This is a genomic window from Photorhabdus temperata (genome assembly GCF_025384845.1).
Classification (GTDB): Bacteria; Pseudomonadota; Gammaproteobacteria; order Enterobacterales; family Enterobacteriaceae; genus Photorhabdus; species Photorhabdus temperata.
Genome location: NZ_JAJAFX010000012.1, coordinates 1 through 17,468 on the forward strand (window position 1 = coordinate 1; position 17,468 = coordinate 17,468).

The window sequence follows — 17,468 nt, forward strand, 5'->3', positions numbered from 1 at the left end:
TCGGTACTGAGATAACACCCCCCTTCCGGCAAATAATATCTGAACCGATTATAGAATAAACCACTTTCCTCATCAAAAATTTGCCCCGCAAACCGCAAGCCCGGATCAAGCGGCATGTTCTCCGGCCATTCCAGGTTCAGCCCATACAGCGACTGCTTCGGCTGCCGCCACACCCGTTTGCCTGCCGGGTCAAACAGCGCCAGCGGTTCACCGGTCGGCGCACTCACCGCATATTGGGTCTGGATGTCCCCCACCACCAGGTCCACCCGGTTGTCCAGATTGAGGGTAAACTGCTGCGTCTGCTGGGCAATCAGTTCCCAACCGTCAAACACCAGATGGCGGATCATTTTCAGCCGGCCGTGCTGATATTCCCGGATTTCGGCTGGTGTATCTCCGTCCCACAAATAAGTGGTAAGTTTACCGGTCTGGATGCAGCGCTTTTCCGTCCTCCGCCCCAAGGCGTCATAGCAATAGGTCCACTGATGACCATCCGGGGTTATCAGCCCGGTCAGTTGGTTCTGACTGTTCCAGCGGTATTTTGTCAGCGCCAGCCGGTAACCTTCTGCTAAAAATTGCTTCTCCTCCATGCGACCGGCCCGATCGTATACAAACCGGTGCGAACCCACCCAGTTCAGGCGATGGCCCTCATGGTAGAGCGTTTCCCCCATAATATCCTGTACCCCGTCAAACCGCCGGGAGGGGTAACCCGTCGCATCATACTGATAATGCTCGCGCAGGTTCCTTTCATCACTCACCGAGACCACCTGGCCGTTACCGTTGAGGATATAGTGCAACCGTTGCACATCGTCATTGGCTGCGGTCAGATTCAGGGCAGTATCATATTCATACCGACGCGCCACACCCGCATAGGTGGGTTCGGAAATCTCTTCCAGCTCAACCGGCCGGAAGAAGTGCGGGTTACAACCGGCCCGCTGCGCATTCAGTAAGCCCATTAAGTTATATTGCTGGCGCAGGATAAAGCCGCTTTCCGTGTAACGGCCCGTATCCCGACCGGCATCATCACGCTCTATCGTCAGGGGCAACTGATTGCCCAGCGTCAATCCAGTCAGCTCCCCAGACCGATTAACCTGTATCTGACTCTGCCAGTGTCCAAGGTGGGTCTGCCCAGTGAATCGGGATGGCCCCTCAACCGGGTTTGCTTCTCCAGTAAGCAGTTGCCGCTCGACAGTGCGGTTATCCGGGTAGTGACGCAGAATTTCGCCATATGGCTGGATTTCCCGCACTATCCGGTCCTGTTCGTCATATTCAAAATGCAGGGTGTTGTCTGGGGATTCTACCGTCAACAATCTCCCCATAATATCGTAATGATAACGGGTCGTGCCTTCTGGCGTATCCAGAGCTGTCAGTCTCTGAACGGCATCATAGGTATAACGGGTAACCGTCTCTTCTCCGTCCCGTTTTTCAATACAGTTACCCGACCGATCATAGCGATAGTGCCAGCGGGTACCGGCATAATCCTGTTCCGTGATAACCCGGCCATCCGCATCTAAGGTGTAAGTGTAGCTTTCACCCAGTGGGTTAATTACTTCGGTTAGTTGCAAGGTATCGGCATCATAGCGATACTGCCAGCGATGCCCTTCGCCGTCCCGCCGCGCTACCGGCAGGTCAAACGGGCCGTATTCCACCTGCCATATCACCCCGCGCGCATCGGTCCAATGGGTCAAGTTACCGTGACGATCATGGGTAAAATGTTCCAGGTTGTTATCGGGCCGGTCGCTGACCGCCACCCGGTGATGACGGTTATAACGCCAGCGCCACAGCGCTCCGGCAGCAGTCAGGCCCCGCAGCCGGTCCTGGCTGTCATAACTCAGACTGACGGTGCGGTTCTCCTCATCAAACAGTCTCACCAACCGCTGATGGTCATCATATTCCTGTATACGGCGATTGCCGCCTGTGCTTTCTTCGGCAGTCACCAAACCGAAGGCATTGCGGGTCAGAGTCGTTTTATCGCCGTTCGGTGAGATGAATCCTTGTGGTTGGCCTTGGTCATCATAGAGTTGCAGGCTGGTACGTTGTAGTGGATCGGTTATGCCGGTCAAGCGCAAGTCAGTATCATAGCTGTACTGCCAACAAGCCCCGGTGGCATCGGTGAAAGAGGTCACCCGGCCAGTATCCGCCAGATAGGTTAGTGTCTGGGTTTCCCCCTCCGGTAACACCTGTCGCACCAGATTGCCCCAGTCATCGTAGTCATTGCGGGTCACACTGCCGCCGGGCGTGTGGATTTCAGTCACTAAATGCTGATCATTGTAGTACCAGGTGGTGGTGTGCCCTTGCGGGGTAGTGGAGCGGGTGATTCCAGGCGCATAATCCAGATGGACCGGGTAGAAACCACCAGCGCCCACACTGTCGGTACAGCGTCCCTGTTTATCATAGCGGTAATCTACCCAAGTCTGGTCACCGTCTGACCAGCGGCTTATCAGCCCCTGCGCATTATATTCATAATACAGGTGAAAGCTCTGAGTACTGTCGGCTTGCGCCAACCGGCCATTTTCATGGTAGTGATAACGGGCCATCACTTCCTGTAACCCGTCATCGGTACGCAGGATCTCAGTGAGCTGCCCGCGCAGGTTATAACGCAGTGTCAGGATCGGTCCGTCACTGTGGATGACCTGAGTTAGCTGATACTGCTCGTTGTAGGCAAAACGCAGCCGGTTGTTATAAACGTCCCGGTGTTCGGTCAGCAACCAGCGTTGGGTCTCATCGGTGGAAACCGGGGAGGATAATGACGGTTGTCGCAGGGCAAAATATTTGCGTACCGGTGAATCACGGTGGCTGAGGATATACCCCTGCTCGCCCCGGCTTAGAGTAAAGTCCGGGTGATCCGGGTTGGTACTGTGTGCATAGGTGGGTGGTAAAGCAAAGTAAAGAGAAGCGCCTTCGGTGGTGCGGATTTCTACCCGGTCACCGGTAGTCAGGGCGCATTCGGAGAAACTATCAGTCCAGCCCGGTCCCAGCAACCCCTGATCACCGGGCACCCAATTGCGCAGAAACACCAGCGGCAGAGTCTGACCGAGGGTGATATCTGTTCTCTGGTCGAACAACTGACCCGTGGTAACATCAATCGGATCGCCGACGCAGAACTTTTTGGCGCTTTCCCAGTAACGTTTCACGCCTTGGGTTTCTTTAAAAACCTTCTTAGCGCAGGAAAAGGTTCCGCCCGATATGATTTTCCAGGCATGTTTAGCCCCGGCCACGACACCTTTCAACACGCCCTGACCGGCTTTGGTAAACAGTTTACCGATACCCTTGATGGCGCCCCGGGATGGCGGTACCAGAAACTCAACGGCTATCAGTATCGCCCGTTCCCAGGCGGAGAACTCTTCGGCAACTTCTAAGTAGGTGCCCCGACCAGAGCCGATAAACACGGTTTTAGCCCCGGCTTTGATAGTCGCGCCACAGGCCAGTTTGTCATCAACCCGAGCCGCCTGGGAGCCATTGATAAATACCGTTTCACTGCCCTGAGCAATCAGAGGCGGTGCCGGGTGTTTATTGCAAGCGGCAGTATCGACTATGGCTCGTGCCGCCGGTTTACCTTCAATAAACACATTCGGGGAGCCGGTCATCAGCACTCCACTGGGCGGGCCGATGCTGTCCACCATGTTCGTGACGGCCGAACTGACGGCACTGATAACCTTCCCCAAGGCCAGAGTACCGGCAGTGCCCAGCGCAATCACTGCAACAGTGGCTAATCCGCCGGTACCCACGACTACGGCAGCCGCCACGGCAAATACCGCAGCACTTATCAGCGCACCAGCAATAGCCCCAGCCAGCGCACCGAGGAAACTGGCATGTTTAATCGGGTCGCCCACGCGGGCAGCCGCTGGTCCGGGAACGCTTTGTGGAGGAGAAACGAGCACAGTGTGTTGCGCGCCGACCCGGGCAATTCGGGTGACAATCTCATCACCAAGTGACATTGTTTCGCCTCCTGCTTTAGCAAGAATCAATAATTTAATTTTGATTAATATATAAAAGAAAGGATAGAACAGATTAAGTGTCTTGCAAGGAAGGAGAAATAAATTTGTTTTTGACTATTTTGACTGGGTGTAAAGATTCCGGCCCAATGGCCGGAATTGTTTTATTGAGTGATCATCAAACAGGCATAAATCTAAAGATTCGCTTATTTAGCATTTAATACTTGGTTTAATTTAGCTTCATCAAGCTGACGACAACGTTTTGCGACTACAATTGTTGCAACCCCATTGCCAATCAGGTTGGTTAACGCTCTTGCTTCTGACATGAAACGATCTATTCCCAGAATTAATGCCAGACCCGCCAGTGGTAAATGTCCAACAGCAGAAATTGTTGCCGCTAATACAATAAATCCGCTACCAGTTACGCCAGCAGCCCCTTTAGAAGATAAAAGCAACACCACTAATAGCGTTATTTGATGCACAATATCCATATGTGTATTGGTTGCCTGCGCAATAAATACCGCCGCCATTGTCAGATAAATAGAAGTACCATCCAGATTAAATGAATATCCGGTTGGTATCACCAAACCAACAACTGATTTCTGACATCCCACCTTCTCCATTTTATCTAACATACGCGGTAATGCAGATTCAGAAGAGGATGTTCCCAATACGATTAATAATTCTTCTTTAATGTAATTGATAAACCGGAATATACTAAATCCGGTCACTTTTGCTATTGTTCCTAAAACAAATATGACAAAAAGAATACAAGTGATATAGAAGCAAACTATTAACTGCCCTAATTGTATTAATGAACCAATACCATATTTGCCGATGGTAAATGCCATTGCACCAAAAGCCCCCAAAGGCGCTAATCGCATTATCATATTGATAATACCAAAAATCACCTGAGAGAAGCCATCAATAATATTAAAGATTGGTTTCCCTTTTTCTCCCAAATGATGAAGTGCAAAGCCAAATAACACCGCAAATAATAAAACCTGCAAAATATTACCACTGGCGAATGCTCCGATGACACTGCCCGGAATAACATCAAGTAAAAATGCGATTATGCCCTGTTCAGCCGCTTTCTCCGCATATATAGAGACAGCTTTAACATCTAACGTAGCGGGATCAATATTCATCCCTGCACCAGGCTGGACAACATTAACAACGATTAACCCAATAATTAAAGCAATTGTGCTGACTATTTCAAAATAGACCAGAGCAATAGCGCCTGTTTTACCCACGGCTTTCATACTTTCCATACCGGCGATACCGGTCACAACCGTACAGAAAATAACTGGCGCAATAACCATTTTGATTAATTTTACAAATCCATCACCTAATGGCTTCATTTCCGCGCCCAGTTCAGGATAGAAATGCCCCAGCAATATGCCGATAGTTATTGCCAGCAAAACTTGAAAATAAAGACTTTTTAGTAAATTTCTTTTCACTTCTTATTCCCTAATCCATAGTATAAAATCAGATTCTATTTATTCTTCTTAGAACGGTGTGATTGTTGTTGAATTTACCCTATATCCTTTATTTACATAAAATATAAAGTAAATTTTCATTATTTTTTCACAAAAATTTAAAGTTAACACACAATTTTTTAAGATATAGATCACATAAACACACAATAAACAACCACATTAAGATGGCTGAACCGACGATTATCTCACAAGTTATTTAAAACCTGCTATTTAAAAATATCATTAATTTGAAGCGTTTTTGTTTTTTAAGCGATTAAGTATTAGCATGAAAATTAACAAGTTTTTGACGCACTGAACACTTTAAGGACAATTCAATTACAAGAAATTATTAACTATAATTGCATAGCCTGGTTGCTTTGTTACAATTTGAACAACAATATCCCATAACATGCACGGCATAATCTCAATACCCGAAGGAAAACTATTCCCATCATGAAATTAAACAGCCAGTTAAATCATCATATACAGACACCGGAAAATCCTGTCTCTTCCACTCCTGTTGTATTGATCCACGGGTTATTTGGCGATCTGAATAATCTTGGGGTCCTGGCCCGTGATTTACAGCAATATTATCCCGTTATTCAGGTTGATGTACGTAATCATGGTTTATCTCCACAGGCAGATAACATGGATTACCACGATATGGCACAGGATGTTATTTCTCTGCTGGATCATCTGCAAATTCAATCCGCCATTATTATTGGTCATTCAATGGGCGGTAAGATCGCAATGACAATGTCCGCCCTAGCGCCAGAACGGATAGAAAAAATGGTTCTTATTGATATAGCGCCAATCGCCTATCAGGTTCACCGCCATGACCAGATTTTTACCGCATTGAATAAAGTGACGAAAGCCGGCATTAATACCCGTCAGGAAGCCACCGAAATTATGCGGGAAGATATTCAGGAAGAGGGTGTTATTCAGTTTTTATTGAAATCATTCCGTCAGGGAGAATGGAAATTCAATTTGCCAGTATTAATCAATCAATATGAAAAGATTATCGGCTGGCAGGAAATACCGGCATGGCCTCATCCCGCGCTGTTTATTCGCGGCGGTCTTTCTTCTTATATTCAGGAAGAGTATCGGGATGATATCGCCAGACAGTTCCCACAAGCTAAAGCCTGGGTTGTCGCCGATTGCGGTCACTGGGTTCACGCAGAAAAACCAGACGCCGTTTTAAGGGCAATTCATCGTTTTCTCAATATTGATGCGGAATAATGCAGGCAATTAATTCGCGATAAATATTGGCTCGCCTTTCTGTGAGCCAATATTATTTTATAATTTTTATTTTTATTATAAAGCGTTAATTAAGCAAATTTTCCTTTTCCAATCATTGTATCTGCCCACGCCGTTGTAATAGCGATTTTTGCCTTACTGTCCAGACTTTCGATAAAACCATTATCGCCTGCGTTGGGAGCAAAACTGCTCATTGCCTGAATCAATGAATCAACCGCATTGTCTGACAATGCAGTAAATCCACGCTCTCCTGATTCATTATTATTACCCATCTGCGTCACCAATTTGGCGCGATTGCCATCAAAGTAATCATTAAAGGTGACTGAACCTACCGATTCAAATATGCTCTGAGCAGTATCGTCCTGAATAGGGCGATTCACCGACAACACCAAATCATATCCACTGCGCTGAAACCATAAGTTTTGCCAGTCAATGCCGTTAACGAAGATCATATCTTCTGCATTGATATCGTTAACCTGATTATCAATCACTTCTGTGCTAACCACAAAGCTGTCTACACCAGCACCGCCCTGGAAGGTGTTTTGGTACCCCGCTAACATCAGCACATCCTGTCCATCACCACCATTAAACCGACTAAGCTTTGATATAGCGGTCGCTATCAGGTGATCATCACCTTCTCCGCCATTGATCTCTGCATGGTAGCCCATCAGTTTAATGACATCATTACCAATATCGCCATGAATCCGGTTGTGATTACCAAAGACATTGGCAAAGTCAGCGCCTTTACCTAAACCAACCTGGCTGTGATTACCGATAGTCACAACATAGTCCTGCCCCTCCCCGGCATTCAGTTGGTTGTGGTTGCCCGAAGTCACTACATAATCCTGCCCGTGACCCGCATCAACAAAACCATCTTCACCAAAGATAAATGCCTGGTCGTTTCCCCCGCCCATAAATACCTGGTTAATGCGTCCAGCCACCACAGCGGTATCATCCCCTTCCCCGCCAAACATCCAGTTTTCACGCCCCATCAGCACGCCCAGATCATGGCCTTCTCCCCCGGTAAAGACATTGGATATACCCGTGGCATAGAAAACATCACCACCACTGCCACCCCAGAAGTTGTTGTTATCGCCCAGATACGCACCAAGGTCTTTGCCGTCGCCTCCCCAGTTCAGGTTGCTGTTGCCCAGCGAGATATGAATATCGCCATCGCCTTGCAGATGACCGCTATTTCGCAGGAAATCGAAGGTTTTTTCCTCCATATTCAGCAAATCAGCCGTCAGATTCTCTTTCAGGTTGGTGACTAACGATTGCATTTCTGTTTGTTTGTCTTGACTGAACATCGTCGCAAACAGGTTAGGCAGGTTCAATGCATTGAAACCCAATGCCCGTTCGGATTTGATATTGTCCGTCGCAGGAAGAGCGGTTTGAACATGTGCAACCTTGGCTATGGAAACCTTGCTCTCTTCATCAACCGCTTTTGCTTTTAAACCATGACTTTCAGCAAAGGATTTAACGCCGTCCGCCCCCATATCCATGCCAGATCGTAAACCCGCCAGCAATTTGTCCGGATCAATGAAGGCTTTTAGCTGCTCACCACTGAATTCCCCGACGATTTCAATCATCTCCTGCAAAATGGCAACACCATCCACCGCTTCACCGGTACGGGAAACAAGATGGCCTTCCGCCGTGTAATCCACACCAAAGATATCCGCTAAGGTGGTGTCTGCCCCGACACTCGCCAACCGGCCAAGCAACCGGTTCTTAAGTTGACGCGGTAAGTCGTGCGGATTATAGGTGAAGGTGGTTTGCACCAGGCCAGTTGCGGTAAACTGTTGAGTCATCAGACCAAATAATGAACCGAGGTTGGTATCCAGAATCGACTGGATATTGTCACCGAACATCAGATTCCAACTACCGGTTGTCACCTGAATATCCGCCCCCTGACCGCCCACGGCAAAGTTGAAAGTCAGCTCTTTATTGGTCCGGCGAAATTGTTCTGCCCGGCTCATGTTGCCGGTGTCAGCCTTGTTGCCATTACGACTTAACCATTCGTTATATTTCTTGTTCAGTGTTAATTCGATATCGTTTTTCAGCGCGCGACTACTGCGTTCACTTTGAGCATTGAGATCAGTCAGGGTGTAATAATCCACGCTACTGGTTTGATCAAGGCCAGACATATCCTGAACAAATTTCTTCGCACCGGTGATTGTCCACTGCTGTTCCTGCGCAGCTAACCACTGTTGTTCTTCCCCGTAACGGGCAATCCCTTGCAAGATACCAACGACGCGTGCGGCACCATCAAATGGGTTGATCAGCGGTGGCGTCGGGATTGATTTATCCATCATCACAATCAGATCGTTACTGCGGCCCATGTTGAAGCTCACATTACGGTTACCAATGAACATTTGCGCCCCTTCAAGCGCCTGATAACCACCGATATCAACACTGTGCCCGCTATCGCCATCACCGATGTGAACCATGACGTTGTTATCCCCGAAGGCCAGTGATTTAAAACCACCGGTTCCTACTTTGATGCCAACGTTCGATGTTCCCCAGTTGATCGCGGTAAATTCCCCTTCACCGACATTGACCTGAACATTACCGGAATAATCCCATTGAGAGTGATTAGCGTGATTTTCTGAATTAATACCAACCCGGGTTTTACGCTTCTCTGGCGTGGTGAAACTATTCGCATTATCCGCAATCGCACCTTTGGCTAACTCATCGACATTGGCTATACCCACTTGAGAGAGGTTGATATCATTTGCAGTAACACCGTGGATCACTCTTTCTATGCTGGATGCCAATTCACCCCGTTTATTCCATCTAAATACGATTTTATTATTAGCCAAATGATGACCCCACTGGCTGTTGTGGTCACGAGTACTGTGATCACGGGTAAATTTACGCCCTGTAGCATCGACGGCCACTTCGCTACGACGGGCTGAAACGTCACTACGAATACCGTGTTTCTCCAGAGCAACGACAAAACGGCCAGCAAAACCATCCCGCCAGTTATCACTGATCAGAGAACAGCCGACAATACTGATGTGGTCAGGTGTACCCGCCTGACTAAAATCCCGGCTGAACTGTTTGAGTTTTTTCGCCAGTTCATCAGCACTGTAACCACTGAGGCGAGTATTATTGTGCTTTGATTCTTCACGACCATGCCCGACAATCTGCCAGCGTAATTTGCCCGATAATTTAGCCGGATCACCGTAGACTACCCGGTATTTACCGTCGGAATCGAGCTGAACAACCACACTCGAATCCGGATGTTTCCCCGCCAGATTAGCCGCGGCTTTAGCTGCTACCGGATCATTTTCTGTTTGAATAATCACCTGACCATCAAAACGGCTCTTACGGCCATCGGTTTGTGCTGTGACCGCCACACGATCCCAGGTTGCGACCTGTTTATTTTTAATAACGTCATTTGATGATAGTTTTTCCAACACAAGTGCCGGTCTGCCGCCCTCAACTGGCACTTTAAGTGTCAGCTTACTGGCTGTTGGATAAGTAAACACTTTGTCGATATTCAACTGCACAACGTTGACCACCTGCTTAACGTTGTTACTCTCAACTTCAACCAGCACTTTCTTACCTTGCTTAGTCATCACTTCCAGCGTGACATGATTTTCACGGTAATCAACCACACGCCCGGTAGCACCTGAACCCAATGTAAAAATCTTACCCTGCCCTTTTAATGCCCGCAGTACATAGCTCTGTTCACCATCACGCGACGCTTTCCAGACACCGTCATATCTGGTGATGATGCCCTCTCGAAACTCGTTGAATTGAACATAGAAGCTTTGACCAGGATTTTCACTCACCTGAAATTGATATTTCGTGAGGTAACTTTTATGGAAAGAGTCCATAAAACGGCGAAAATCATCATAGTCGGCAAATGATTTGGCGCCAAAGTTAGGATCATAGAATGACCAAACGGTCTGCGCGTCTTGTCTGTGGACAACAACCGACATTGCGTGATCTTCAGACATAAATGTCATGTAAACCGATCTATTCACATCACGCAGTTTACTCATAACAGACTCGTAGCCTTCAGCCTCATAACTCAATGCATTATCGATATTCGGTCCGGTCAGCCCATTAGCTTTTAATTTTCCACCATAAGCGGCGTTGGCTTTTCTGCGTGCAGCAATTGTGGAGTTATCCATCGACTGGCTGTACTGCATCGATAATAGATCTTCAATCGCCGAACCAATATTTTGCCGGCGATATTGATTCAGCAACGAGGATTCGATGGCGTTGATGTTCGTTTTCTTATTGACCGATTTGTCGTTGTAAGCTTTAACGGCATCCTTTAGCCACAGCGTATAAGCTTTACCCCCTCCTGCACCATGTATCCGCTCTTCGATCAGATAACGGGCAGACAGGGCAAAACATAATCCCTTCAGGAACTCTTTCGACTCTACCTTGTTTCCATTAGTCAGAAGCACACTGCCCATTTCTGGAATGATTTTCTTAAGTTTTTCCAGCAGATTGTCACTCTGACTGAAATGGAATGAATAAGCTTTCAACTCTTTTCCATGTGCTTTCACATCAAAAATTTTATTGTCAATTTTTTGCAACAGGTCCCCTTTGGTGAGTTCAGGCTTTTGAGAAGACGACGTTTGCCCGTCAAACAGGTTGTAACCGGGTACAAACTGTTCAGCACGCAACCTTTCCCGCTCGTCTGCCGCATATTGGAACCCAGTATTGGTCTGTAAACGGTTAACAGCTTGTTTAACCCTCTCCAGAGCCTGCTGCTGTTCTTCACCCAGATTGTCACTAAACCGGCCATCTGCACGAACAGCAGATTCAGGGTTAATATGGCTGCCGGTTTCCGCCGACGCGGTTGTTTGATAAGCTTCGCCAGATAAATCACTGCCATAAGCGCCCACTCGCTGTGGCTTGGCATCATCACTCTGCTTCGCGCTTTTCGCATCGGATTGTGCCTGAGCGGCTTTATTTTCCGCCTCAGCAATATCGCGTTTACCCCGATCTTTAGCACCCTGGCAGGTCTTATTGGCGTCATTTGCCGCTTTTTCTGCCCGCAATTGCTGTGAAAGCGCCTCTTTTTCTCTCAACTCTGCTTTTTTCTGAGTAACGGCAATATCCTGCCTTGCATTGTCACGATCTTGCTCGCTTTTCACTACACCGGCTTCTGACTGCTCAATCGCTTTTTTGATGTGTTGTTGGTTAACGGCAATCACTTGCTGCACATTATCTAATTGTTGCTGTGAGGTAGAATTGGCTTGATTTAATTTATCCTGAACGCTGTTTAATAATCCACCAGCAAAATGATGACGCCACTTTTCACCTGATTTCCCTTGGTAATTTGCGTAGCTGTTCAGCACATCCAAACCTTGAGCCATGGGAATCAACTCACTAGTCACCGATCGATATTCTTCTTGCAACGCCTCACGCTGTGCCTGACCATTGGTTTTCAGCACGTCCTGATTTGTTGATTCCAGTTGGGATTGGAATGTTGTCATTGCAGCAAGCTGCTTATCTCTTTCCTGTTCCAACAACCGGCGATCTTTGTCCACATTTTCCTTATCACTTAAGGCGTTCTGTACCGCTTTATCCTGTTTTACATGTTCGGTAACCCGATGAAACTGTTTTGGCGTCCGAGATTGGGCAATAACGTTATCCAAAACATAGCCCATTCCATCACTCAGACCAGTACCTTCAAATTCAACCCAGTTGCGACCCTCTTTGGCGATTAATTCCAACGTCTTATTTTGCCATTTGGCGGTATCGCCAGAAGTTGAAAAGACAAGTTTGCCATTCCAGAAAACATTGATGCCATTGTCGGCAAAATTTAAATCAGGACGATTAGCAAAATCAAAGCTCAGTGAAATCACTTCTCCTTCATGCAAATTTTGCAGGTCCTGGTAAATAGTGGTGTTATCTTTAACATCAAGTTCACTGACCCGATCGCCATGTCCGGCGTTATCCAGGCTATAAGCGCTCGCAGCACCGTATGCCTCAATCCCATTAGTTGATAGCCAACCTTGCTCATTTTGTTCAAAATCACCGTTGATAATCAGATTTTCATTCTGATCTGATGCAGATCCAACTTTTTGACTTAAAGAACGTTCAATTAAGCTGACATCAGGCGTCGCTATCTTTGTCACAGAACCACTAAGACGGTTATCCAAGTCTGAACTGACCTGCTCAACTTCATCTACCTTAAAACCGTCAATAGCGGAAACTTCAGCTAAATTAATCGCTCCCCGGCCTTTACGTGCGCCAGAAGTGTTTGCTTCATCACCACGAACTAAATAGTTGATCGCCTGACTGCCGCTGACACCTAATACCGTCTGTTTGATGTTGTCAAAAAAGGAAGAGAGTGAGTTGCTTTCAGTGTTACTGACAGCCAGGCTGTAAAAATCGCCATTATCAAGCTTAATCGCCACATTATTTCGTGCGTAAGCGGCGCTGATTACCAAGCCATCACCAATATGAATATTGGCATTACTTTCACCTTTCATCACCGCAACATTGAGACCATCCCCAACTTGGGTATTGATATTATTATTGCCCCACGCCGCATTAACCGAAACGCCCTGCCCCACTTTGGTATTGATATTCAAGTCGCCATGAGTTGCCGTGACGTTTAAGCCATTGCCGATCATGGTCGTGATATTCGTTTGGCCTTTTACCGCCGTAACCTGCCTACCGTCCCCCACTTTCGTGACGATGTTTTTATCACTCCACAACGCATAAAAGCTGTCACCCTGACCAATCTGACTCACTATGCTGGCATCACCCCTGGCAAGCACAACATGACGACCCTCACCGACCTTAGTAATCACATTGGCTTGACCCCAAGCCCCGGTGTAATCATCACCATGACCGACATGGGTAATGATATTGGTGTCACCCTGAACTACCGTGACTTCCTGCCCATCACCCATTTTAGTGATGATATTGTCATCACCTTTAGCGAAGTTGTAACGGTCACCATCACCGGTCTGGGTCAGGATATTGGCTTTCCCCCAGACAGCATTGACGCCTTCACCCTCACCTGCTTTGGTAATAATATTGGTGTTACCTTTAGCAAGCCCTACCGTCATACCTTTACCTACATGGGTCATCACATTACCCACATTGGAGATGAGCAGGCCAACCGTCGTACCTTCACCAATTTTGGTCAGAACATTGCCTCTGCCCAGCAACACACCTGCTGTTGCCCCATTGCCCACATGCGTGGTGATGTTAGCTCTGCCAGAGGCAATAACCCCCATAAAATCATCACCCACTTTGGTAATAATATTAGCTTCTGCCCGTACCAGAGCACCGGTTAAGCCTCCCCCCACATGCGTCATCATATTGGCTTTACCAAACATCGCCGCCAGCGAAGTGCCGTCCCCAACTTTGGTCATGACATTCAGTTCACCGGCAAACAAGCCAATACTGGTGCCGTCACCGACATGCGTATAGATATTGGCCTTGCCCACCATTAAACCGGCGGTCAAATCATCACCAACTTTCGTCAGAACGTTAGCGCTGCCAAGCATGGCAGCAAAGGTCTTGCCATCACCGACATGGGTAAAAATATTGGCCTTGCCAACCATGGCCGACAGCGTCATGCCATTACCCACTTTGGTGGCAATGTTGCCTTTTGCCAGCATCAGGGCAACGCTGACGCCATCACCAACATGAGTAAACACATTGCCGACCGCCGCCATTAGCGCCAACGCATTGCCCTCACCCACTTTAGTGAAAACGTTACCTAAACCGCCCATCAACGCCCACACATCACCTTTGCCAACATGAGTAAAGAGGTTACCCGCACCTACCATGGCAGCAATCACCTCACCATTGCCAGCTTTAGTGAAGATATTGCCTGCGGCGCCCATTACCCCCAGCGTCCGGCCATTACCGACATGAGTCAGCACATTACCTGCCCCCAACATGGCGCCAATCGTGTCACCATGGCCGACTTTGGTCAGAATATTGGCGCCACCGAGCATGACGCCGGTAGTATTACCATCACCGATGTGCGTGAGGACATTCGCCCCACCGCCCATCACCGCCAGCGCATTACCCTTGCCTTGTTTGGTAAAAACATTGGCGCCGCCCAGCGCAATGACCGTGGTATCGGATGCTTCAGTATCATCACCGATATGGGTGATAATGTTGGCACCACCAAACATTGCAGAAACCAGCCCACCGGCGCCAAACTTGGTCAACACATTAGCGCCCCCCAAAAGTATCGAAGAAATATCCCCGTTGCCCTTTTGAGCCATAACGTTAAAACCACCTGCGGCTAACCAATTAGCGCCGCCATTGCCTATCTGAGTATGCGTATTGTAGCCACCCAACATCACCACCCGGCTATCGCCCTGACCTTTGTGAATCGAGATATTGCTAATTGACAGAAGATGAGCCAGATATTGGCCATCACCTATCCGCACAAGCAGGTTGGCCGCGCCACCGGCATAAACATTCATTTTTCCGCGCAGACTCTGGTGAACCAGTACGTTAGCTACACCGGCGCCGTGAAATCTCAAATCCCCCTCGTCACCACTTTTTACAATGATGTTAGCCGCACCTGCACCTTCAAAATTAACATTGCCGCGGGTGACATCGGATTTAATAACGTTTCCGCCTCCTATGCCGTTAAAATTAATATCACCTGAACTCTCACTGATATTTTGTTGAACAGCCCCTTCGGTACGACCGATTTCCTCAGAAATCGTGTACATCGCCTCAAACTTATATCGAAGTTTGCTCAACGTACAACCACCTGCCTCTATTGAGCTGTAACCATTTGCCGGGGAGAAATCTTCATTCGCTACATCACCGGTATGATCACCGGTTTTCCGCCACGCTTTGGTCAGGTATTTCAGTGAACCGGTTTCAGGATCATCGGCCAATTCAACCAGCACGACGTGGGTATAGGACTCGATATATTTGGCATAGACATAAGTATTGGGTTGGCGATTCCATTTGACAGCGAAAACATCCACTTTCTCACGATTGGAAAAGACAGAGTGCCCCCCCATTTTTGCATTAGCGAGGGTAATTTGTTTCGCATTAACATCAGCCCCGACGATATAAGTTACCCACTCATTTTCCAACAAACTTTCTTCGGTGCCATGAACAGTCATGGGTTTCGGGTGTTCAATCATTAAATTAAAAAGACGATAGGCGCCATTAACGTTGACATCAATAAACCCATTGAGAGATTGGATATTATCCGAGGCAATACCGTCAAGATGATTGCCTATTTTATACCAGGAGGTGGCGTGATAACTGAGCTTGCCGGTAACAGGATCGTTTTGAAGTTGAATTTTATTGACATGCGTGTACCGGGTATCAGTCATCGCAAAGAGATAAGTATTTGGCTCTGTGGTTGATTTAATCCCAGTGACCAGCTTAGGATCCCGGAGATAATAGCCGCCCATCGTCGCCGTCGTTAATACGATTTCTTCCGCCTTGGCATATTCCAATGCGCCGCCAATTGGCTCACCATGATAAGCCTTATTCAAGTTTGCATCTGTGCGGGTGAGTTCGTTGTAAGCACCCGCACCAGAAAAATGAATATCACCACGTGACACATCAGAGTAAATTTTATTGTAGCCACCAACGCCTTCAAAAGTGATATCCCCGCGGGTTTGCCCATATTCATCTTCACGTTGGCGTAAACGTTCAATACGGTTTGCAGCACCTGCGCCGCGTAAAATAACATCCCCGTCTTTACCTTTACGAACAATGTAATTATCCGCACCGGCGCCATTAAAAGTAATATTACCGCGTTCTACCCGCGAGTTGATGTAATTTGCCGCGCCTACGCCACTAAACGCCACATGCCCCTGAGAACCTTGATACTGCTTAAGCCAAGTGCGATCGATTTTGTTACTCGCACCCGCTCCAGTAAAATACAAATTACCGTGGTCGGTTTCATGCCATAATTTATTGTAGCCACCGGCACCTTTGAAATTTATGTCACCCTTTAAACCTTTACGGTTCAAACTATTATAAGCTGCAATACCCGTAAAACCGAGGTTGCCACTGTTACCGGAATACGCCGTAGAAACACCTCCCGCCGCACCGGAAAATGAAACGTCACCACTCTCACTTTTATTAATCTCTGCGTAACCTGCGCCGCCTTTTATCGACAGATCGCCACTGGTATCCTCTATCTCTAAGTATGCAGCCCCACCGACTACCGTATCATCCCCCTCACCGGTATAGACTTTCGCAGCAATCGAACCAAGGGTGATGTAATCATCCCCGCCACGGGCATAAATGCGACCACCAATTCCAATCGCATCGATATTATTATTATCGTTATCAGCAACATAATTTCCGGTGAAAAAGTATTGTGCACTACTGCTTGATGATTTACCCATAAGCAATCCTTTAGATTAATTTTATTCCAGTCAGATGAAATTAAAGAGATAAAATACTTTAGTTTTAATTAACATTAGAGATAGCTTATTTAGATTTTCCAGCCATGTTCTTACCTAAAAAACAATTTATTAATAAGGAAAGAAAAACAATAAAAAATTAAATTCAGAATCCCCTGAATTTATTAATAAGTTTTTTGAATGAATAAGTTAGATAAATAGAACCGAATAATATATAGCAAAAATTCAAAAGCAATATTCATACAGAAAAAGTCCGTTTACACCCCCAAGATGACCTAATAAACACACTCAAGCACGATTAATATTAATAAGTTAATAAAGTGGCAATTCATTCACAATATAATTTATATCCAATTTATAATAAGTTTTTATTTACTAATTTGTAAAATAAATTAAATAAAGATGTTAATATTATTATGGTAAGAATACGGGATGCATTTATCAGTTAC

Annotated in this window: 4 protein-coding genes; 1 reads left to right on the forward strand and 3 read right to left on the reverse strand. The window is 47.0% G+C overall.

What is annotated here, in order from left to right; translation table 11 throughout:
- Both LGZ99_RS06635 and LGZ99_RS06640 read right to left on the reverse strand, forming a co-directional pair.
- Positions 1-3,935 (reverse strand): PAAR domain-containing protein (locus tag LGZ99_RS06635; protein ID WP_262978970.1); only part of this gene is annotated, 3,935 nt, incomplete at its 3' end.
- A 203-nt stretch (positions 3,936-4,138) separates the two neighbouring features.
- Positions 4,139-5,392 (reverse strand): dicarboxylate/amino acid:cation symporter, encoded by a 1,254-nt coding sequence (locus LGZ99_RS06640; protein WP_021325086.1) that lies wholly within the window; start codon positions 5,390-5,392, stop codon positions 4,139-4,141.
- 471 nt (positions 5,393-5,863) lie between these two features.
- On the opposite strand from LGZ99_RS06640, the gene ybfF reads away from it, so the two are divergent.
- On the forward strand, positions 5,864-6,649 hold the full coding sequence (gene ybfF / locus LGZ99_RS06645; RefSeq protein WP_023045640.1) for an esterase: 786 nt from the start codon (positions 5,864-5,866) through the stop codon (positions 6,647-6,649).
- Positions 6,650-6,738: 89 nt separating this feature from the next.
- On the opposite strand, the gene rtxA is transcribed toward ybfF, so the two are convergent.
- Positions 6,739-17,001: an MARTX multifunctional-autoprocessing repeats-in-toxin holotoxin RtxA gene (rtxA, locus tag LGZ99_RS06650; RefSeq protein WP_262978971.1), complete on the reverse strand. Its 10,263-nt coding sequence runs from the start codon at positions 16,999-17,001 to the stop codon at positions 6,739-6,741.
- Between the last annotated feature and the right edge of the window lie 467 nt (positions 17,002-17,468).